The sequence below is a fragment of the Actinomadura sp. NPDC048394 genome (assembly GCF_040651755.1).
GTDB lineage: Bacteria > Actinomycetota > Actinomycetes > Streptosporangiales > Streptosporangiaceae > Spirillospora > Spirillospora montaniterrae.
The window spans coordinates 1-20,680 of sequence record NZ_JBEZJL010000044.1 but is presented as its reverse complement, the minus strand read 5'-3'; the positions used below and the strand labels follow the sequence as shown (position 1 = coordinate 20,680).

Sequence of the window (20,680 nt, the reverse complement as noted above, 5' to 3'; positions counted from 1 at the left end):
GAAACGATCACCGTCCTTGTCACGAAGGGCCGCCTTCATCTGATCCGCCAGGGCGACCATGTGCGGGGGGCGGGGCCGGAGAGGATGCGTCACAGGTCCTACCGTCCGACGCCACCGGTGTTCGGCCGCACCCACTGGTCCCCGCAACGCGGGAACCGCGCCCCCCGCGGCTTCCACAGCTATGGATATGCCCGTGCGCCTTCCACGTAACTCAGGACGGTAGCCCCTATAGCTTTATCAGCCGAACCAAGGACGCCGATGCCTGAGCCTTCGCCGCACACCACGGTCCCTGCACGCCGAGGCACAACGGGGGCGACCCGCCCGTCCCGTCGGCGACGAAGGCGACCTGCCGACGATCGTGTCGTCCAGTTGTGCGCGGCGGTCATCCCCTCGGCCCTGATGGCGGGTCTTGGACTGCTCGCGGTGACGATCCTGATCAGGACCGAGCCGTTGCCGGTGAAGGTTCGATGGGCGCTCGTCGTCATCGCTATGGCAGCGGCAGGGGTTCTTTTCGGCGCCGCCCTCGCGGCTGAGGCGACAGCCCGCCGGGCACGGCCGATGCCCGCCGCGCCGGCCCAGAGAGGTGAGGGAGCCCACTCCCGACTTGACGCATTGGCCGGCCTGGTACTCCACGGCAGAGAGGAACTACGGGACCTCGGCAATCGGATCGCGGCCGGCGAGATCCCGTCGCTTCGTGCCGTCGATTCTCAACCGGCCGAGACCGCGGACCCGGCCGAGCGGCTCGGATGGGAGTTGCAGAAGGCTCACAACGAGGCATGGAACGCTCTTGTCGAGTCGGCGACCCGGCAGGAGCCTGCAAACGGCCTCGAGCGCAGAGTAGAGGTGTTCGTCAATCTCTCCCTGCGGATGCAGACATTGCTGCATCGGGCGCTCCAGAGCCTCGACGAGTTGGAGAACCGGGTCGAGGACCCAGATCTCCTCAAGGAACTCTTCCGAATCGATCATCTTACGGCCCGGGTGCGCCGCCAGGCCGAAAGCCTCGCCGTCGTCGGCGGAGCCGCCCCACGCCGCCAGTGGAGCAGGCCGGTCTCCGTGCACGAGGTGCTTCGCTCGGCAATCGCCGAAGTCGAGCAGTACGCCCGGGTCAAAGTGGTTCCCCCCGTCGAAGGCACCCTCGACGGGGGCGCGGTCTCCGACGTCGTCCATCTTCTGGCCGAACTCATCGAGAACGCCACGAAGTTCGCTCCGCCGCACACGGAGGTGTTCGTCCGGGTGGAGACGGTGACCGCCGGGCTCGCAGTCGAAATCGAAGATCGCGGCCTCGGAATACCGGTGGAAGCCCAGCACCGGCTGAACGACCTCCTGTACGACGCGGAACGGCTCGGCGACGACCGTTTGCTGGAGGAGGGGCGCATCGGCCTCCTCGTCGTGGCCGCACTTTCACGCCGACACAAAATCGCCGTCAGGCTGCAGGCGAACATCTACGGCGGGACACAGGCGGTCGTGGTGATTCCGCACGAGCTGATCGGTTCGGAAGTGCCGGGCATCGATGCTCATCCGGCGCCGCCAGCCGACTTCCCCGGCTCCGTGCCAGCCCCCTCGCCGGGCCTGCCCCCGGCGCCTCCGTCTCGGGATCGGTACGGGCCCCCTCCGAGCCCGGTACCGAGTTCACCGAATACCGACGACACCTACAGTGCAGCGCCGTCCGAGCCGTGGCCGGACGAGTGGGCGACCATGACCGACCGGCCGGACCGTCAGTCCGGCTCAACGTCTCCCGTGGCCGAAGACGGCCGTCCGGAACTGCCGAAGCGGCGCGCCCAGACAAACTTCGCCCCTGAACCAACAGAGGCACCCCTGGCGCTGGACAGCGCCGAGGACGTCCAGCTCAATCACGGCCTGATGGCGGCTTTTCGTCAGGGGATGCGTGATGCCGAGCAACCACGTCCTGCTAATGGCCCGAATGGCATCGACCCCTCATCCACCATGAACCCGTAAGGAGCGTCCAATGGCCGGCACCACTTCGAACCAGCTGGCGGACCTGGCCTGGCTCCTCAAGGGGCTGGCTCAAGAGGTTCCGGCGATCCGTGGCAGCGTCCTACTGTCCTCCGACGGAATGGTAAAAGCCCGCCACGGCCTGGACCGCACCAATTCAGAATATCTCGCGGCGCTCGCCTCCGGCCTGTTCTCCATGTCACGTAGCGCGAGCACGAGATTCGACAACGGGACCGATGTCCGGCAGGTCGTGGTCGAACTCCACTCCAGTCAGCTCTTCATTTCGTGGGCCGGGTTCAACTCGGTCCTCGCGGTGCTGGCGGAGGGGAGTGCCGACCCGGCCGTCATCGGATTCGAGATGGCCCGCCTGATCAAAGCCGTCCGCCCCTTCCTGGGCACCGCCCCCCGCCCGGCGCCCGCCGCGGCCGATGACCGGATGCGGTGATCGTGGCCGGCCGGGAGGACAGGGTCTGGGTCGACGACGCGGCCGGGCCGCTGGTACGCGCATACACCGTGAACGGGGGGCGGACCCGCCCGAAGGTGGAGTTGGATCTGCTCACGATGCTGGTCAGTACCGGCCGTGCTGGCTCGGCACTGGAGCTGGAGCACGTTCAGGTGCTCGAACTGTGCCGCAGGCCGATCTCAGTCGCCGAATTGGCGGCGCGTATGCGTCTTCCCGTGGTGGTGATGAAAGTCCTTCTGGCCGACCTGGTTGACTGCGGCGCCATAGCCCCCCAGGCACCAAGTCCTCGTGCCCCTGCGCACGACAGAGCTCTTCTGGAGAGACTTCTCGATGGTCTACAGCGAATCTGAAGTCGCCTCGACACAGGTCAAGGTCTTGATCGCGGGCGGCTTCGGCGTTGGAAAGACGACCTTCGTTGGTTCGGCTAGCGAAATCGAGCCGTTGAACACGGAGGAGATCGTGACCACAGCCAGCGTCGGCGTCGACGACGTGAGCCGGGTGCAGAGCAAGTCGACCACCACCGTCGCCATGGACTTCGGTCGCATCACCATCGAGCAGCACGACATCGTGCTGTATCTGTTCGGAATGCCCGGGCAGGAACGTTTCTGGTTCATGTGGAAGGAACTGGCCGACGGGGCGCTCGGCGCGGTGATCCTGGCCGATACCCGCCATCTCGAGGAATGCTTCGCCGCGGTGGACTTCTTCGAACGCGGAGGTATATTTTTCCTAGTCGCCGTGAACCAATTCGACGATGCGTTCCGTTACGAAGCCGCAGAAGTGCGCGCTGCTCTCGGGCTCGATCCGGACGTCCCGATCGTGCTGTGCGATGCCAGAGAGCCCCGCTCCGCGAATTTTGTCCTGCGCTCTCTGATCAAATACCTTCTAGACACACTAGCCCCACACTAAGTCCAAATCCAACCAAAAAGGAAATGAGGAGTGCCGAGTGACTCTTTCTCCAGCCTTTCGATTCGTGACCCCCGTCGACCGTGACGTGCATCGCCGTACCGCGCGGTTGCGAGAACTCGACCTCCTGAGCGAGGACCCGAACCCCGAGTTCGACGAGTTCGCCGCGGCCTTGGCAAAGGATCTGGACACGCCCATCGCGGGCGTTAACATCATCGGTCCGGAGCGGCAGTTCTTCGCAGGGATCTATCCATCCTCCGAGGAAAGGGGCGTGGACCCGAAGAACGACCCCTTCCGGGTGATGTCCTGCGACAGTGGTTTCTGCATCTACGCAACCGCGCGCATGCACGCGCTGGCGCTGGACGAGGTGAACGACTACCACATTTTCGCTGGCAATCCAGTGGTCGATGCGATCGGGGTCCGCTCCTATCTGGGGGCTCCGCTGATCGATGGGACGGTGGCGCTCGGGACCGTCGCCGTCATCGACACGAAGACTCGTGAGTGGGGAGCGGACGGGATCGCGTACATAAAGTCCCGGGCCGCCGAACTCATGCGCAAGATCGAGCGCCGAGCGCGCCCGGGCGACGGATCCGGGCTCGTGCCGGATCGGCCGGAGTCGTGAGCGGCAATGCCCGCTGAGAAAACTCCCGCGGTACCGTCACCGCGATGAGCCTTCCCCGCCGGCCGGGATTGCAGGCCGGCGGGGAAGGCTCGCCAAGCCCGGCCGTCACCGGGTCAAGGTGGAGGTGAGCGAAGGTGAGCCCTGTTGTGCTCCCTGGCAACATCTCCTCGGCGGCCAAGGGGCGCCTCACGGCCCTCGAGCCGGATCACGCGCGGTCGGCGTGTCCGCGGCGTCGCGATCGGGCCCGGGAACGGTGGGTGCGCTCGTACGGACCCTGTGCCAGACGATAGCCAGCGGAATCCCGGTGACCAGGCCCGCGGTCCCTGTGAGCGCGATCGTGTAGGCGGGGCCGATGTGGTCGGCGAGCAGGCCGCCGAGCAAGGCCCCCGCACCCTGGACGGCGGTGATCGCCGGGGCCGCCAGGCCGAGGGCCTGACCGCGCCGGTGGGCGGGCACGGCCCGCACGAACTCCGCCTGCGCGATCACCTGATAGGCCGCGGCCACACCGGTGAGACCGAACAGGGTCAGGGATCCGGTGGCCCCCGGGTGCAGGACGCAGGCGGTGAGCGGAAGCCCGGCCAGCGCCGCCAGCGGTCCCATGACCGTGACCCGCGTCCTTTGCCGCAGCAATCGGCCGATCACGACCATGCCGACCACGTTTCCGGCCGGGACGGCGGCTAGCAGCAGGCCCACTAGCCGCGTCGGCAGGTGGATCTGAGCGGCGTACGGAACGGCGAGGCCCACGGGGACCACGAAGTATCCCGCGAGCAGAGCGAGGGCGAGGATCGCGCGCAGTTGCGGCGAACCGGCTATCAGCCGGAATGTCTCGGCGAGTTCAACTCGCCAGCTTCTTCGTCCTGCTGCGGGCAGAGCGGGACGCGGTCGAAGACATGTCCAAAGAAGCAGCGCACAGCAGGCGAATGTCGTGGCGTTGACCGCCAGGGCTGAATATGGGCCGATCGAGGTCACGACCATGGCGCCAGCACCGAACCCTGCCAGCAGGGTCACTTGGTACGTGAGTTGATTGGTCGCCACTCCGAGCGTGTAGAGATCCCCGGACAGCAGGTCCCGGACCAGGGCGGTGCGTGCGGCCCGTTCCGGCGCGTCCAGGAGTGCCAACGCGAACACCAGTGCGTACACCGCGGCCAAGGGCAACATAGGCAGTGCCATCGCCGCGGCAAGGATGGTTCGGATCAGATTGGACGCGATGAGCAGGTCGCGACGTGGGTACCGGTCGGCCAGCCCGCCCAGCAGCGGCCCGCCCACCATCGCGGGGAGCAGGGTCAGCGCGTAGGTCAGCGCGGTGAGGAATGATGAACCGCTGCTGTCGAAGACCAGGAGGGCGAGACTCACCCGGGCGAGTTGGTCCCCCAGATTGGAGATCAGGTTGGCGATCAATAGCGCCCGGTATTCGCCGACCCGAAAGAGGTCGGCGAACGTGGCCGTCCGATCCGCTGACACGGTCCCCCACGCCTTGATGAGCTCAGCTTTCTCGGAGTACTTCTCACACCCATCTGTGAGCGCGCGGATGCGCGGAACCCGGCATCCGCGCGCCCCATCCACGGAGGCGACCTTCTCAGGGGTGCGAGCTCAGCCGAACCCGGCCTGCCGCCGCTTCATGAAGGATCGGTCTTCTGGTCGGCTCGTCAGCCCCAGCCGCTGTCACGCATGACTGCCTCCAATCTGTGCTGTCTTGGTTTGCACCAAGGGCCATCTAGGACCGTCCGCCGGGTGAGCGACATCGCAAGCGGCGACATCCGGCGCCCGGGATGATTGCGGCCGCGCGAGGCCGACGGACGGTAATCCAGGCTGGTCAAACCGGTGGCCGGTGTCTCGGCCGGAACGATGAGGTGTGCCGATGCGTATTTTTCGACACGGTCTGGTGGCAACTCTGCTGGCAGTGATCTGCGGTTGCGGTGTGATCCACGGAAAGGCGGGCGATCAGGAAGGAGGCTCGCGGCCGGCTGGTAACTCGCCGTCGGCCAGGGTGAATGCGAATGGGGCACCTGCCATCGCGACCACCGATGCGCGTGGGCTCTATCTGGACTCGCTGCGTCGGCAGGCGCTGCAGCCGTCCATCAACCTGGTGCAGGAATACTACTTGGAGCGGCAGGCCTATCCCGGCGGCAGCCGGGAGGCGGTGATCTCGGGGGTCGATTACCGGACCAAGGACGTCCGCCTGGAGAAGTCAGAGGTCACGGTGGAGAACGGCAAGGCCAGCGTCGCATGGGCGAACTGGTGCCAGGGCAGATACCAGGATTGGTTCTGGTCGAGTGTGGGCCGCTGGACGCAGGAGAGTGACCGGTGCCCGTCCCTTACTGATCAGATATGGCTCAACGACGGACTCGGTGTTGGCGGGTTGACCCCCGAGCAGGCCGATATCTTCGTCGGACACCTCGCTGACTGCAAAGGCTTGATCAACGCCCGCGGGAAAAGCATGGTGGAGCGGGCAGGTAAACAATACGTGCGCCTTGAGATCCAGGTGACGCCTCAAGTCGTCGGGAGTGGGGACCCCATCGGCGCAGGCATGTACCTGGACGCCTTCAAGTACACCGAACTCAAGGCTGATACCCACCCGTACAACCTCATAGGCAGGGAAGTGGACGCCTTGCGCATCGTCCGCTATATCGATCCTCAGACTCGGCTGCCCGTATACTCGGAGACTCAGGCGAGCGGCGACGGCAAATGGACCATGCACAGGGTCGAATACTCGTTCGATGGCCCAGTGCAGAGCCGCCCCCGTCCCGCCAGGGTCGGCATCCCCCAGATGACCTGGCAGCCAGAGCGCCGGTAACGAGAGGCATCTGGACCCACTCGCTACACCAACCTATCTCGTGCTGTCGGAGCGCCGATGTCCAGGACAGTCTCATATGGACATAGGACAGGAAATCCGGCTAGGAGAGCGTCGTGTACACCGCAACTGTGATCGCCGTCACCACAGTATTGGACGAGATGAAGACTTACAGGCGCGAGTGCAGGCACGGACATCTCACAGAGGCGGGGGCAGCGCGCTGCGCGCTGCATTTGGAGGACGAGCTCCGGGAACTGGCCGGTGAGCAGGCCGACCGGCTGACCATTACGCACACGGTCACCTCTGCAGACGACCGCTGACTCCTAGGGCCCGGCGGGCCTGCGTCACCGCCTGGTCCGGCCGGCGCAGTACCATCGCGGCGGGTCGACACAATGGTCATTGAAGAATCTTGCAGTGGCGGCTTTCTCTAGGGCTCCGTCCACAGTTTTCTAGTGGCACGATGGCCACTTTAGAGGCCAGAACGGATTGTATGGCCGCCTTCTGTTACTCCCAGTTCCGTGCCCGGTCTCGCCCCCGCCCTGGAGGCGCTGCCTGCCGTCCCAGAAGCTTCACATGACCAGAGAGGACGTGACCCCGAGGCGCGACGAGCCCGTCCAACTCTGCCCCTGCTCGCAGGCCAGGTCCACCTTGGTCGACAAGCCGCAGTCCCGCGAGCCGTTCGAACGGGTTGAAGGACGCCCAGTCGCCGCACAGCGCCGCCGCGGGAGCGTCCCAGCGAGTGATCATCCGGCTCGGACGCCACACCGCCCGGTGTTCACGCAGCAGGTCACCGCGCCGGCCGGGCCCCCGGCGGCGTGCTGGTGCGCCCGCATGATGGTGGAGTCGACGCTGACATCCCACCCGGTCAGCCCGACCGCCTCCGCGCGGGTGTCTGCAGTCCGGCCAGGATGCGCGCCCAAACGCCATTGCACTGCCCGCGGCCGAACCCGTAGACCGCCTGCCAGGAGCCGTAGCAGGCGGGCACGTCCCGCCACGGCGAGCCGGTCCGCACCCGCCAGCGGAGCCCATCGATGAGCTGCCGTTTAGTCCACTTCGACGGCCGACCCGACCGCCGGGCAACGAGTAGCAGCGGCCCCAGGATCGCCCATTGCGCGTCGATCTGGTCGAACCGCCTCGTCACCACTACGCCGACCACGAGGTCTCCGGTTTCAGGTTCTTCTTGGTCGATGAACCACCTACCAGAGACCTCGCTGCGTCCGGCTCACAACACGCCGGCACTCGACCAACTTCGAAACAGGCCTTAGCTGCGGGCCAACCGGATCCGCGTGTACGGCGCCGGTAACCCCGTGAGCTGGTCAATCTCGACCCGGGCTATGCCGTCAGCCTGCATACGAGCCCCGGATGAGCCATCGGGCGAACGCCACAGAACAGACGGTGTATGCCTAGCGCCTGTCGGTGTGGAGGTCGGGGGTCGTCTCCAGGTGCGCCTTGAGGCTCCGCAGTGTGGCGGCGATGTTGGCGTCGTTGGTGCTGGCACGGTCGGCGACGCCGGTGATCAGGATGCCGAACGGCAGGAACCAGGTCGGCACGCGCAGCCAGTTGGTCTCGGTGACCCTGCAGCCGTCCGCCGTGGGCTCGATGTCGTACTGCCAGCGCGAGATGGGGACGTTGAACGGCGCCGCCACCTCGTAGGCGAAGCGTCGGCCCGGGTCGGCGTCCGTGATGCTGCAGGTGGTGGACCAGCGACGCAGCCCGTTGCGGTTGTAGCCGCGGAAGCGGGCCCCGACGGCGGGCCCTGTGGCGCCGTCCAGCCAGCGGGCGCTGTGGGTCTCCTCGGCGAGGAGGGCCATGGACGGCGGATCGCTGATGACGCGGTAGACCTCGTCCGGCGTCGCCCCAATGGTGACCGTACCCGTAGCGGCGGCCTCTGGGAATCGCGGTATGCGCATCAGGTATCTCCTTCGGCTGACCTTGCCGTCGAACACTCTAGGTATCCGGGAGTGGTTCATGGGTGCTGGGCTGCGTCGACCGCGCACCGCAGCCGCTCTGGGTGGCCGTCAGGCGCACGCCCGCTGTGCGGTACAGAACGTGACGTCTGTTGCCACACCGCGCAGCTTCTTCTCTGGGTCCCCTTGTTGCATCTCTCGTGGGAGCGGGAGGAGTTCGGTCCATAGGACGTAGCGGTCGGCTCACACCACGGTCCTTCCGGCATCGGAAGCGGACGACCAACCTCTGGGTGCGGAATCCGCTCCCAGGAGACTTGCCCTCCATCCAACGTCTTGTAGGTAAGCGTCTTGTGCCGCCTACCGTCCGGGGGAAGGGCATCACGGCCACCCTGGTCCGCTTCTGGAGGGAGTTCGCCGTGTGGATGCTCGATTGTCTGTGCGATGCGGGTCGATCAGCAGCGGCCCGCCTGCGGTTCACCCACGTCGAAGTCAGGACGCGGCGAATACGCCTCCGACCAGGTGGTAGATGTACGCGACCGTCATGAACGACGCGGCGCACAAGGTATGGGCGGTGTAGGCGATGCGGCTGGGCAGGCGCCACCAGCGGCGCAGCCAGGCGATGATGCTGCAGATGGCCAGGCCGGCCGTGAGAACGAAGGCCGACGAGGATGCGAGCAGGCCCCCCGTCAGCAGCGGTGAACCGAGGAAGATCACGTCTCCGGCGTTGTTGGAGTCGACGATGAACAGCCAGGCGAGGACGGCCACGAAGACCAGCACGAGGGCACTGGTCAGCCAGGCCAGCCACCATGCAGACGGATGGTCGGCGCGGCGCTTCCGCAGCCGCCGGACGAGCGCGGCGATCGGGACGCCCGCGAACGACAGCAGGAAGGCGGTCAACCCGGCGTACACCACGACCTGATGCAGGACCGGTGAGGAGAGTCCGTCACGGCGTTCGAAGGCGGATGCCTCCTCGGTGTGGCCGCCGGCCAACCGGCCGTGCCCGTCGAAGGCGATGCGTTCCTGGCCGCCGCGCTCGGCGAACAGGCCGACCCCGATCTGCGTCCAGTCCTGCTCGGGCTTGTCGGGATCGGGTGACAGCCCGGTGGTGTGCAGCGTCCCGTCGCCGCTCGCCTCGACGGTCACCGGATTGAACAACGTGCTGAAGCGCAGCAGGTCGCCGCGTCTCCGGCTCGGCACGTACGTGCCTGCGTACTTCGAGGCGTCCGCCGCGATGGGCCGGGACGGCGCGGATCGCGGTGCCGGGAAGTAGCGGTCGACGAGGCGGTCGACGAGGCGTTCGGCGAGGACGGTTCCCTTCCCCATCGACGTGCCCTCGCCGTTGTAGACGACGTAGATGCCCACTCCGTCGTCCGGCAGCAGCGCCATGATCTGATGGAAGCCGGTGACGTCTCCGCCCTTGACGAGCCGCCGGCGGCCGTTGCGCGGCCATTCCTCCAGCCCGTAGCCCATGCCGGGCAGCCGGGGGTCCTGGGTGTATTGCCTGGCCTGCATACGCACGGCCGCGTCCTTCCCGAGCAGCGGGTCATGCCGCAGCTGGGCGATCATGTAGCGGCCCATGTCCGCCGCGGTGGTGACCGGTCCGACGCCGGACGGTGCGGCGCCGTAGTAGCGCCGGTAGGCGGTGAACCCGTCGCCGTCAGGACGGTAGCCCTTGGCGAGCGCGGCGTCGATCGCGGGCGGGCGCCGCAGTGCGAACGTCGTGCCGCTCATGCCCAGCGGGGCCAGGAGCTCGCGCTGCACGTACTGGTCGAACGGCTGGCCGGAGACCACTTCCACGAGGTATCCGGCGAGCGTGTAGGCGTAGTTGTCGTAGGCGACCAGCGTGCCGGGCGGGCGCACCCGGTCCGGCTGGTCTTCGGCGAGCTCGGCCAGCCGCGGGACGTCGTCCGGGTCTCCCCAGGACCGGCCGAGCACATCGTCCTCGAACCCCGCGGTGTGGGTGAGGAGATCGCGGACCCGGACCGGGCGGCCCGGAGCTTCGGTGACCTTGAAGCGGCGCAGATAGGTGTTGACGTCGGCGTTCAGGTCGATCCGCCCCTCTCCAGCCAGCTTCAGCACCGCGTTGGCGGTGATGGTCTTGGCCAGCGAGCCGGTGAAGAACTCGGTGCGCTCGGCGCTCACCGGCACGCGCCGGCCGACGTCGGCGAGCCCATATCCCTTGCTGAACACCGTCCTGCCGCCCGCGACGACGGTGACGGCCGCTCCGGGGATCTTCTCCTCGGCGAGTTGATTCGGCACGATCGCGTCGACCAGCGATCCGACGTTCCGCATGTCCGGCGCGGAGGGCGGGGAGGGCGGGGACGCAGCCGCCGGGGTGAGTGGGCCCAGGGCCATGCCGAGCGCGAGCGGCAGGGCCGTCCACCGGACGAGGAACCTCGGCCGCTTCGCCGCCCCTCCCCCACGCTCGTCGGCCTGGACACTATGAGTACCTGTCCTGTGCACTGCCTGAGTCTGTGCGCGCGGCGGCCCGGCTGAGGCAACGCCTTCGGACGTCAGGCCGGACAGGACGGCGCGCAGGAGTGCGCCCTTCACGATGTCCAGCCGCGTCGGGCGAGGAGCCAGCCGATACTGGAGCCGAGCAGAGCCACAGTGCCGGCCACGATCACGAACTCCCTGAGGCCGCCGAGGTCGAGCACGCCCAGGACGATGAACGCCATGCCGGCGAGAGCCAACCGGATGCACATGATCTCCTCCTGTCATCCTTTGTAGGTACTACTAGTACCCTTATAAGGTACTCACAGTCTCTTGATTGATCAAGCTAGAATGTGCCCTCCAGCACCCCGCAAACCGATGGCGAGCTGATCGGAGGGGCATCGATGCGAGCGGAGGACGTGCTCCCGGTGGAGAAGGCCGACGGCCCGGCACGGCGTCCACGGCGCCGTGCCGCGGAAATCGACAGCGCCGTCCTGCAGGCCGCCATCGAGGAGTTGACCGAGCGGGGCTACGGCGGCTTCACGATGGACCGGGTCGCCGCCCGCGCCGGCACGAACAAGACGGTGATCTACAGGCGCTGGCCCAGCCGCACGGCACTCGCCTTCGCCGCCTACAAGCAGATGGTCGGCCGTCCGCAAAGCCCACCTGACACCGGGGAACTCCGCTCCGACGTATTGGAGCTGCTCCGGTCAACCGCTGCCCGGATGAGTTCCTCTGCAGGGACCGAGATCCTCCGCGGGCTGATGATGGACGCGCGCCGCGACCCCGGACTGTTGGCCGGCATACGCGACGAACTCGCCGAAGGGGAGCCGGGCGTGATGCTGGCCATCCTGGCGCGAGCGGTCGCCCGCGGTGAGGCACGTCAGGAAGCCCTCGTCCCCCGCATCGCCACGCTCCCCATCGCCCTGCTCCGCAACGAGTACCTGATGGGCGGCGGCACCGCCCCCATCTCCGACCAGGCCCTCATCGAGATCGTCGACCAGGTCTTCCTGCCTCTGGTCCGTCACCGCTGACTCACCCTCCCGGGCCGGCGCTTCGCCCACCGCAGGTCCGGTGATGCACATCGCAGGCCGTTCCGGACTGTCGGTACGGAGACCTGTGGCGCGGGCTGGATCGGCAGCGGGAACTGGAGGCTGCAGAGGCCGAGGTTGGTCCGGATGTCGTTCCCCGTACCAGAAGGTCCGCATGGCGGGGACGACGAAGGGTGCCTCTGATGGGTTTGGGAAAGCCCGCGCCGAAGGGCCGGGCGCGCATCGGCGGCTGGGGCGCGGCCGCCCTCATCACTCTGGCACTTGCCGCGACACTGCTCGGCGGCGGCCAGATCGGTCACGCCACCGAGGCGTCCGATGGCAGTGCCTGGTTGTGGAGCCGGACGGCAGGCGAGGTGGCGCGCGTCAATCCCGACAGCGGCCAGGTGGAGCAACGCCGCGGCGTGACCGACGCCCGCGGCCATCGGGTGCAGGTCACCCAGAACGACGAGCATCTGCTCATTCACGATCTGGACACCGGCCGGGTGTCCTCCCTCGACCTGAGCGGCCTGGGGTTGTCAGGACGGCTGGACGTCGGCCTGCGCGGTGACCCGCACCTGGCGATGACCGCCACCGCCGCCGCGGTGATCGACCGCGCCTCGGGCTCCGTGCGCGCGCTGGACCCCGCCACGCTTCGCCCGGTCGGACCGGTGCTGCAGCTGCCGGGCCCGCTGGCCGGTGGCGAGTTCGACGACGCCGGACGGTTGTGGGTGGCAGTGCCCCAGCAGGGCACGGCCGTAGCGCTGACGGTCTCTGCCCGGGGTGCCGCGGTCACCCTCACCACCGAAGTCGCTGAGCCCGGCCGTGATCTCGGGCTGAGCGTGCTGGACCAGGGAGCGCTGGTGGTCGACCGCGGCGGACGTGACCTGGTGGTCGCGACACCCGGCGGCACCCGCCGCGTCACCGCGCCGGTACCGCTGGCGGGCGCGCTGGTGCCCGAGCGCACACATGGCGCGCTGGCCGCGATCACCGTCCCCGCAGCCGGCTCGGTGGTCACGCTGGGCGACGTGGGCAAGAGCGGCCCGGTCCTGTCCTTCCCGTTGCGCGATCCGGTCCAAGAGCCCGCCGTACCGTTCGCGGGCAAGGTGTACGTGCCGGTGAGGGAGACCGGGCAGGTCCACGTGTACGACCCGGCCGGACGGCAGACCGGTGTGCAGTCGATCCCGGCCGGACGCGGTGACCTGGAGTTGCAGGTCCGGGAGGGCAACCTGTTCATCAACGCACCGGGCAGCCCGGACGCTCGCGTCATCGGATCCGACGGCCGAGCCAGAATCGTCGGCAAGTACCCGGGCAAGGCGGGGAAGGGTGGAGACCGTCCGGTCGTGCCGGGGGGCGGCGAGAAGGCCCCGCCGCTGGTGCCGGCACCGTCCATCGACCCGATCTTCCCCAACCCGTTCGACCCGACTCCCCCGCACCCGGGGCCGGCGAAGCCCGGAATCCCGCCCGAACCGACTGAATCCAGAACCACCGGACCCAAGGCCGGCCCTTCGGGTGGACGTCCCTCCGCGCCGAGACCGTCCACCAGACGACCGTCCAGCAGAGGGCCGTCCAGCAGAGGGCCGTCCAGCAAGGCGCCGTCCAGCAAGGCGCCGGCGAAGAAGTCGCCCCGGCCGACGACGAAGCCCAAACCCAAGCCCACGCGCAACCCGTACACACCGCAGCAGGTCTGCAACGTCGGTTCTGGCGGTGGCTATTACGTGCAGCGGTCGATCTCATTCCATGGGGGGCGGGCCTACCTGCTCTACAGCAACAGCACCAAGAAGAACTGCGCGGTCACGATGAAGACCGCGAACGTCGGCAAGGGCACCAGTGTTTGGGTCCAGTTGAAGAAGCAGAGCGGAGGCCACCCCGCATACGACGGCGGCACGTTCAAGTACTACGCCGGGCCGGTGTATGTGAATGCACCCGGCATCTGCGTCAGCTTCTCCGGTGGCGCGTCCGGCGCGAGCGCATCAGCCGGATGGGGCAACTGCGGATGACCCTGAAAGGGACGAGCTTGAGCATCAGTACGCCCGAGACTGCGGCGGTCACCGGCGAGGAGGCCATGCGGGCGGCCGATATCTTCGACCGGATGGCGGAGAGCGTGGGGACCGTGGCCCGCTGCGCTCCCGCGACGGTGCGGCTGCTCCTCACCGCGTTCGCCACGGGCGGGCACGTGCTCCTGGAGGATCTGCCCGGCATGGGGAAAACCACGGTGGCCCGCGCGCTGGCGGCGGTGACCGGGGGGACCGCGCGCCGCGTGCAGTGCACCCCGGACCTGTTGCCCTCCGACATCACCGGAGTGACGATCTTCGATGAGCGGACCCGGGAGTTCGAGTTCCACCCCGGTCCGGTCTTCGCCAACGTCGTCATCGTGGACGAGATCAACAGGACCTCCCCCCGTACCCAGTCGGCGCTGCTGGAGGTGATGCAGGAGGGGCGGGTCACGGTGGACGGGAAGGCGCATCCCGTGCCGGACCCGTTCCTGGTGGTGGCGACGCAGAACCCGGCCGATCTGGAGGGCACGTTCCCGCTGCCGGAAGCTCAGCTCGACCGTTTCCTGATGCGGCTCTCACTGGGCTACCCCGGTGAGGAAGCGGAGCTGTCGCTGATGCGCGGCGCGTCCATGGCCGCTCCCGAGGACCTGGTTTGCGTGCTCGACGGAGCGGAGATGTCGCGCTTGGCCGCCGCCGCCGACCGGATCATCTTCGCCGATCCGGTGTACCAGTACGTACTGGAGCTGGCCCAGCGGACGCGTCGACACCCGAGGCTGCGCGCCGGAGTGTCGATGCGCGCGTCGATCGCGCTGTGCCGGGCGGCGCGCATGTACGCGCTGGCCGACGGTCGCGTGTACGTCACTCCCGACGACATCAAGGACCTCGCCGGGCCCGTGTGGGGTCACCGGCTGGCGCCCTTCTCTCGCGCCTCCAGCGCGGAGGAGAACACAGCGCTGTTGGCCGAGGTCCTGGCCGAGGTTCCGGTACCGGGGCCGCACGGGAACCGGCCCTAGCGGATGGCGGGTCGCATGCCTCGGCCCACCCGCCGCGGCTGGGGGATCCTCTCGTCCGGCGCCGTCCTGGCCGGTGGCGGCCTCGGCCTCGGCTACCTGGCACCGGGCGTGCTGGGCGCGCTCGCCTTCCCCACCGTCGCGCTGGCCATGGTCCTGGCCCGGCCGCCGCGCACCGCCCGGGTGCACCGCCGCATCACGAACACGCGCGTGCACGTCGGCGAGTCCGTCACCGTCATCATCGAGACGGACGACGCGGACGCGGGTGGTGTGACGGCCGCCGAACGTGTGACCTCGCCCGCCGGCACGTACGACATTCCGTTGGGGAGAGTCCGGGCCCCGCTCCGTTACGAACTGTCCGCGCGGCGGCGCGGCGTGCTGGAGGTGGGCCCGCTCAGCCTGGTCCGCACCGACCCGTTGGGGCTCGCACGCGCCACCCGTCGGGTCGACGACCAGACCGTGCGGGTACTCGTGCATCCCCGCCACCACGAGCTGGCCGCCCTCACCGCTGCCGGCGCCGGCGGCCGGGACGCCTCGTCGGCCGTGACCCGGTCGACCGAAGGCGCCTTCGCGGGGTTGCGCGAGCACACGCTCGGCGACGACGTCCGTCAGATCCACTGGCGCACTACGGCCCGCCGCGGGCGGCTGATGGTGCGCGAGCACGCCGTCTCCCCCCGGCCCGGCGTCACCGTGCTCGTCGACGACCGCCACGGCCACGCGGAGCTGGACGACCTCGCGGAGGCGGCGGCCTCGATCGTATTGTCCGCCCGCGGGCTCCCGATCGAACTGCGGCTGGCCAGTGGCGGGTACTCGCCCCCATCCGCCGGGATCACCGCGCATCTGGACCTCCTCGCCGAGGCGGCGGCGCGGCCCGGCGCGGACTTCAAGGCCGCGTGCGCTCTGCTCCGTTCAGCCCCGACCGGGCGCGTGGTCGTCCTGTTGTCCGCCCGAGCCACGCCGGCGGACACCGCGGCGGCGCTTGACGCTCTGGCCGCGCGGCGCGTCCTGTCACTGGTCGCCCTGATCGGCCGCTTCCGCGAAACCGATCATCCCCCCGCATCGGTCGCCGGGGTGCGGCTCCTGCAGGCCCACACCCCCGCGGCGTTCGCCAACGGCTGGAACCAGACCTGTTGGTGGACCACATGAACCGGGGACGCGCAGTCCTCGCCTCCGCCGCTGTGGCGGTGGCCGCGGCGGCGCCGGCGCCGTTGCTGGCCGCCGGCTACGAACGGTCGGCGCCGGTCACTGCCGTGCTGGTCAGTACGGCGATCGCGGCGGTGGCCGTCACGTCCGCGGCGCACCGGGTACTGCGCGGGCTGGGGCCCGTCGCGGTGCCGGCCGGCCTTCCCATGGCCGCGGTCGTGCTGGTCGCGCTGGCCGCCTGGTCGCCCGGGCCGATCAAGGAGCCGGTCCCCGCGGCGGTGGACGCGGTGCTCCACTCGGGAGCGCGCATCTTGACCACGGGGCCGCACCCCCTGGCGACCGTGGACCTGCTCGCGTTCCCTGTGCTTGCGGTGTGGCTCGCCGGAGCGATCGCGACGGTGCTGCGCCGCGACGGCCGCGTCCTGCCCTCCCTGCTCCCCGCCACGGTCCTCCTGTGCGGGGCCGCCGCGCTCAATCCCGAGGCGATCGAGCCCGGATATCGGTCGGCGGCGCTGCTGGCGGGCGCCGCCGCCATGGCACTGGCCGGCGCTCGCCACGATGCTCCCGTTACCACTCGGGCCGGGTTCTCGCTACGCGTGCGGGCCGCGGCAGCGGTGCACGGCCGGAAAAGATCTCTTCTTCGTACCCTGGCAGCGGGGACGGCGGTGGCATGCGCGGTGATCCTTATCGGTATCGGCGCGGTAGCGGTGCCCGCTGTGCTGGAGGGGTGGCCGGTGCGCGCGGCCGATCCGCGCGGGCAGCGCGATCTTCCCGAGAAGCCGCGCGAGGTGCGCAATCCGCTGTCCTACCTGTCGGCGTGGTCAGCCGCCCCGGACGTTCCGCTGATGACGGTCTCGGGTCCGCGGACCACTCTGCGATGGGTCGCGCTCGCCGATTTCACAGGACCTGTCTGGCTGCCCGACAGCTCCTACCGTCCTGCCGGGCCGGACCTGCCTCTCCCCGAGGTGGTGCCGCCGCGGACGACGCGGACCACCGTGAAGGTCTCGGCCGGCGACCTGCCCGGCGACTGGCTGCCGGTCCCGGGCATCGCCACCAGGGTGGACGGCGTCGCGGTCGGCCACGACGCCGTCTCCGGCACATTGCTCTCCCTGGACGGCGCGGTCGCCGGCCGTTCGTACACGGCTGCCGGAATGGTCCCCGACTGGAGCGGATGGAAGGGGACCCGGGCGGCGACCGCCTCCGGTACCGGGTACGAGCGTTACCTTCGGTTGCCGCCAGGCGCGCCGGCGCGCCTGCCCGACATCGCCCGGGCGGCGGCAGGGAACGGCACCGCGCACCAGCGTGCCTCCCGGATCGCCGAGTACCTGCGAGACTCCTACACCTTCGAGCCGGGCGCCCCGGGCGGACACGGCTACGCGGAACTCGCCGAGCTGCTGGTCCCGCCGGGACGCAAGGGCGGCGGCGCCACCTCCGAGCAGTTCGCCAGCGCGTTCGCAGTCCTCGCCCGGGCGGCCGGACTGCCGAGCCGGGTCGTGGTCGGGTTCGGGGCGGGCAGCGGCGGCGGCAGCCGTGTGATCCGCACAGGTGACGCGGTAGCTTGGGGCGAGATCTACTTCGAGGGCCTGGGCTGGGTGCCCTACGACCCGAACCCGCGGAAGCGTTCGGAGGCGTCGGCGCGTCCGGGCCCGCAGGAGCGGGCGGATCACAACGGGACATACCGCGGCGGCAACACCTCCGACGCTACGGACACTGGTGCACCCGGCGCCGTGCCACGGCCGACAGGTGGTGAATACACCCTTCTGATCGCCACCCCGCCGGGGCTGCTCGTCCTCTTCCTGCTGCTGATGCCGTTGCTGCGGTTGCGTGCGGCGCGCGGATCGCGCCGCGGAACGGCCCGCAAGCGCATCCTCGCGGCCTGGACAGAACTCCTTGTGGCGATGCGGCTCGCAGGCCACACCGTGCCCGCCTCCGCCACAACGGCAGAACTGACAGCGAGCCTCGCGGCGACACTGCCGGACACCGATCCTGGGCGACTGCGCAGGTTGAGCCGGCTGGTGAACGCGGCGGGTTTCGGTGGTCCGGTCACACCGGACGACGCCTCGTTCACGTCCGAGCAGGTTCGCCTGCTGGCCACACGGCTACGGCGCTCCAGTTCACTGCCGCGCCGCCTGTCGTGGTGGGTGAACCCGCGAGCGGTGCTCTGGGTGGCTCGACCGTCCCGCCTGACGCGGGAAGAGCCCGCCGCCGGGCCCCGCGATCGGGTCAGCCGACCCTCTTGACACGGTGGGTGCAGACGGGCTCGGCGTGGGCCACGCGGTCGACGTCTACGACGGCGACGACCGTCAAGCAGTAGTCCACGCTCGGGTTCAGCGCGGTGACCGTGACCTTCGCGGTTCCCGGCGGTGCGCTGGCCAGAGTGGAGGGTGTGCGTCCCACGGGCCCCCCGACGATGTAGTACGCGGCCCGGCCCCCGCTGCGGTCCGCCCATGCGACCTCGATCGATACCCTGGCGTCGGCGATCCGTACCCGGCCGGGCGCGTACTCCTTGATCGGCTTCACCGGTGTCGGGGTGGACGTCGGGCCCGGCGAGGAATTCGAAGGCGATGTTTCCGTCCGCGAAGGGCTCGGCCGCCGCCGCTGCGCGCCCTCCCTGTCGTCCCCGGCCATCAGTCCGGCCGTACTGATCCCTACCCCGGCGAGGACGAGTACGGCGAACACCGCCAGGAGCGCCATCACGGGCTTGCGGCGGCGGCCCGCACCGCCCGGCTCCGACACTGTCGTGCCCGACGGCCATGCCAGCAGGGATTCCCAGTCGGTGGGGGACTCGGGAACGCCCCGCATGCCCTCCTCGATCGCATCGGTGAACGCGCGCGCCGTCGGGTACCGTTCGGCGGGCTCCCTCGCCATCGCGATCGAGAGGAGGTTCGCGAGCCACTCCGGCACGTCGTCACGCGGCAACGGCGGCACGGCCTCGGTCAACACACGTTCCCGCACGGCCCACCGGTCGTCGCCGGTAAACGGGGCATGCCCGGCCAGCAGGCTCCATAGGGTCGCGCCGAGCCCGTACACATCGGAGGCCGCGGTGGCAGGTCGCCCACGGAGGACCTCGGGCGCGGCGACCCCCGGATCGATGCGTTCGAAGTCCACAGGTTCGAGCATGCCCGGCGCGGAATGTACCGCCAGGCCCCGAAGACTCGCCGCCCCGCTCAGCAGCGGCCTCCCGGCGTCGCTCATGATTCGGCCGGGATTGACGTCACCGTGGATCAGTCCCTGCTCGTGCAGTGCCTGCAGACCCATGCCCAGCGAGAAAGCGACGTCGACCGCCTCCTGGAGCGGCAGAGGCGGTTCCGATGGGTACGCGAGACAGTGCTCTGAGGCCGTGTACACCTGTCCGGCCGGGGTGCGGCCGGACTCCAGCACGGTGACCATGTGATCACTGAGGGAGGCGCGCTCCAGGGCGGCCAGTTCGTCCGGCGGTGTCTCCACACCATCGTGCCGTATCCGGAGGGCGACCATGGTCCCGGACTCTTCGTGCACGGCACGGTAGGTGACCGCAGCGACACCGCGATGGGTGACCGTCAGTTCGCCGTAACCGGGCGGGGTTTCCACGGGCTCATCGCCGACGCCGCTCTGGACCGGAATTGCCGGCGGCTCGTCCGCGGGCCATGCCTGGCCGGTCTGCCCCGCGGCCGTCACGCCCGGGAGCACCCAGGGCTCCGGTGGCGGCTCGGGCAGGAGGTCCGGCTGCTCATCGTTCACGGGCGGGGCGGCGCCGAGCGTCGTCAGCAGCTGCGACAGGCTCATCGGCTCCGCGCTTGCGAGAACCCCCGGGCTGAAGCGGTCACCACGTTGTGTGAAGAAGCAGTGGACGAGGACAGTGAACCCGGCGGCCGCCAGCCCGTTGGCCAGGTGAGTGACACGGACGTCGGGGAGGTCCTCGTCGAAGCCCGGCGCGAACATGAACGCGGCCGGAGGCTGAACCTCGCCGCTCTTGGAGAGGGATCGGAGCTCGGTGGCGGAGGCGACATCGAACACGGCCGGAAACCGTCCTGTGCCACGCAGCTTCTGTGACAGGCCCACGTCTCCCGCCACGACAAGGTTCAGGGCATTGGTCATTGATCGTTCATCCTCAGCGCTCAGACGGCAAGCCGGACCAGCTCCACCAGACAGACAGTTCAGGCGAGCGGCGCTACCGCCATCACCGACCGCTCCGGCCCGTCCGACACCGACGGTGCCCTCCCGGGCGTCACAGACCAGGGCACAGTCGCAATTCCAGGTCGTGCCCTTTGGCAGCGGTCTTTGGTGAGTGGTAGATCGGCCCCGACCGCGGACGGTCTCTAACCTCGATCTTTCGTGAGGTCGGTTGGGTCGCGGCCGGCCCGACCGCGGCTACTTCAAGTGCGCCCGCGTCGTCGGCGACGTCATGGGGAACTACCACCCCCACGGCGACTCGGCGATCTACGACGCGC

19 protein-coding genes are annotated in these 20,680 nt (G+C 69.2%); 13 read left to right on the top strand and 6 right to left on the bottom strand.

The window, feature by feature from the left end; translation table 11 throughout:
- Positions 1–423 precede the first annotated feature (423 nt).
- The 5 genes from AB0C78_RS29505 (at position 424) to AB0C78_RS29485 (ending at position 3,941) form a co-directional block, all read left to right on the top strand.
- Positions 424–1,956 (top strand): ATP-binding protein, encoded by a 1,533-nt coding sequence (locus tag AB0C78_RS29505; RefSeq protein WP_360753978.1) that lies wholly within the window; start codon positions 424–426, stop codon positions 1,954–1,956.
- 10 nt (positions 1,957–1,966) lie between these two features.
- Complete coding sequence (locus tag AB0C78_RS29500) at positions 1,967–2,398, top strand: roadblock/LC7 domain-containing protein (RefSeq protein WP_151599965.1); 432 nt, start codon at positions 1,967–1,969, stop codon at positions 2,396–2,398.
- Positions 2,395–2,766: a DUF742 domain-containing protein gene (locus tag AB0C78_RS29495; RefSeq protein ID WP_328601301.1), complete on the top strand. Its 372-nt coding sequence runs from the start codon at positions 2,395–2,397 to the stop codon at positions 2,764–2,766. Before AB0C78_RS29500 ends, AB0C78_RS29495 begins: the two co-directional genes overlap by 4 nt.
- Complete coding sequence (locus tag AB0C78_RS29490) at positions 2,747–3,322, top strand: ATP/GTP-binding protein (protein ID WP_151599964.1); 576 nt, start codon at positions 2,747–2,749, stop codon at positions 3,320–3,322. Before AB0C78_RS29495 ends, AB0C78_RS29490 begins: the two co-directional genes overlap by 20 nt.
- A gap of 64 nt (positions 3,323–3,386) precedes the next feature.
- Positions 3,387–3,941 carry a GAF domain-containing protein gene (locus AB0C78_RS29485; protein WP_202126045.1) on the top strand — a complete coding sequence of 185 codons (555 nt, stop codon included), beginning with the start codon at positions 3,387–3,389 and terminating at the stop codon, positions 3,939–3,941.
- 186 nt (positions 3,942–4,127) lie between these two features.
- On the opposite strand, the gene AB0C78_RS29480 is transcribed toward AB0C78_RS29485, so the two are convergent.
- Entirely contained in the window at positions 4,128–5,402 is a 1,275-nt protein-coding gene (locus AB0C78_RS29480) for an MFS transporter (protein ID WP_160573978.1), read from the bottom strand.
- Positions 5,403–5,823: 421 nt separating this feature from the next.
- Here AB0C78_RS29480 and AB0C78_RS29475 point away from each other — a divergent pair, with 421 nt between their 5' ends.
- Positions 5,824–6,735, top strand: coding sequence for a hypothetical protein (locus AB0C78_RS29475; RefSeq protein WP_360753973.1), 912 nt, complete (start codon positions 5,824–5,826; stop codon positions 6,733–6,735).
- 113 nt (positions 6,736–6,848) lie between these two features.
- A complete protein-coding gene (locus AB0C78_RS29470) occupies positions 6,849–7,052 on the top strand; it encodes a hypothetical protein (protein WP_160573977.1) in 204 nt (67 codons plus the stop codon).
- Positions 7,053–7,597: 545 nt separating this feature from the next.
- Here the strand turns inward: AB0C78_RS29470 and AB0C78_RS29465 are convergent.
- From AB0C78_RS29465 to AB0C78_RS29450, 4 genes are all read right to left on the bottom strand, one after another.
- The gene (locus AB0C78_RS29465; RefSeq protein ID WP_360754128.1) at positions 7,598–7,873 is read right to left on the bottom strand and encodes a transposase; all 276 of its coding nucleotides are present in this window, start codon (positions 7,871–7,873) and stop codon (positions 7,598–7,600) included.
- Between the two features lie 262 nt (positions 7,874–8,135).
- Positions 8,136–8,642 (bottom strand): SRPBCC family protein, encoded by a 507-nt coding sequence (locus AB0C78_RS29460; protein ID WP_360753971.1) that lies wholly within the window; start codon positions 8,640–8,642, stop codon positions 8,136–8,138.
- A gap of 486 nt (positions 8,643–9,128) precedes the next feature.
- Positions 9,129–10,931, bottom strand: coding sequence for a serine hydrolase (locus AB0C78_RS29455; protein WP_360753968.1), 1,803 nt, complete (start codon positions 10,929–10,931; stop codon positions 9,129–9,131).
- Between the two features lie 257 nt (positions 10,932–11,188).
- A complete protein-coding gene (locus tag AB0C78_RS29450; RefSeq protein WP_160573974.1) occupies positions 11,189–11,344 on the bottom strand; it encodes a hypothetical protein in 156 nt (51 codons plus the stop codon).
- A gap of 132 nt (positions 11,345–11,476) precedes the next feature.
- Between AB0C78_RS29450 and AB0C78_RS29445 the strand changes: the two genes are divergently transcribed.
- The 5 genes from AB0C78_RS29445 to AB0C78_RS29425 all read left to right on the top strand — a co-directional run bounded on the left by AB0C78_RS29445 (position 11,477) and on the right by AB0C78_RS29425 (position 18,490).
- Positions 11,477–12,106 (top strand): TetR/AcrR family transcriptional regulator, encoded by a 630-nt coding sequence (locus AB0C78_RS29445; RefSeq protein WP_151599956.1) that lies wholly within the window; start codon positions 11,477–11,479, stop codon positions 12,104–12,106.
- Between the two features lie 200 nt (positions 12,107–12,306).
- Positions 12,307–14,100 carry a hypothetical protein gene (locus AB0C78_RS29440; protein WP_360753965.1) on the top strand — a complete coding sequence of 598 codons (1,794 nt, stop codon included), beginning with the start codon at positions 12,307–12,309 and terminating at the stop codon, positions 14,098–14,100.
- Positions 14,082–15,110, top strand: a complete 1,029-nt coding sequence (locus AB0C78_RS29435) for an AAA family ATPase (protein WP_360753963.1) — start codon at positions 14,082–14,084, stop codon at positions 15,108–15,110. The genes AB0C78_RS29440 and AB0C78_RS29435 overlap by 19 nt, the downstream gene beginning before the upstream one ends.
- 15 nt (positions 15,111–15,125) lie before the next feature.
- Entirely contained in the window at positions 15,126–16,253 is a 1,128-nt protein-coding gene (locus tag AB0C78_RS29430) for a DUF58 domain-containing protein (RefSeq protein ID WP_151599954.1), read from the top strand.
- Positions 16,250–18,490 (top strand): transglutaminase domain-containing protein, encoded by a 2,241-nt coding sequence (locus tag AB0C78_RS29425; protein WP_360753959.1) that lies wholly within the window; start codon positions 16,250–16,252, stop codon positions 18,488–18,490. The genes AB0C78_RS29430 and AB0C78_RS29425 overlap by 4 nt, the downstream gene beginning before the upstream one ends.
- Here AB0C78_RS29425 and AB0C78_RS29420 read toward each other — a convergent pair.
- Positions 18,474–20,327 carry a serine/threonine-protein kinase gene (locus tag AB0C78_RS29420; protein WP_360753958.1) on the bottom strand — a complete coding sequence of 618 codons (1,854 nt, stop codon included), beginning with the start codon at positions 20,325–20,327 and terminating at the stop codon, positions 18,474–18,476. The two genes, AB0C78_RS29425 and AB0C78_RS29420, sit on opposite strands and share 17 nt — an antisense overlap.
- 247 nt (positions 20,328–20,574) lie before the next feature.
- Between AB0C78_RS29420 and AB0C78_RS29415 the strand changes: the two genes are divergently transcribed.
- On the top strand, positions 20,575–20,680 hold a 106-nt coding region (locus AB0C78_RS29415), incomplete at its 3' end, for a DNA gyrase subunit A (protein WP_360754125.1).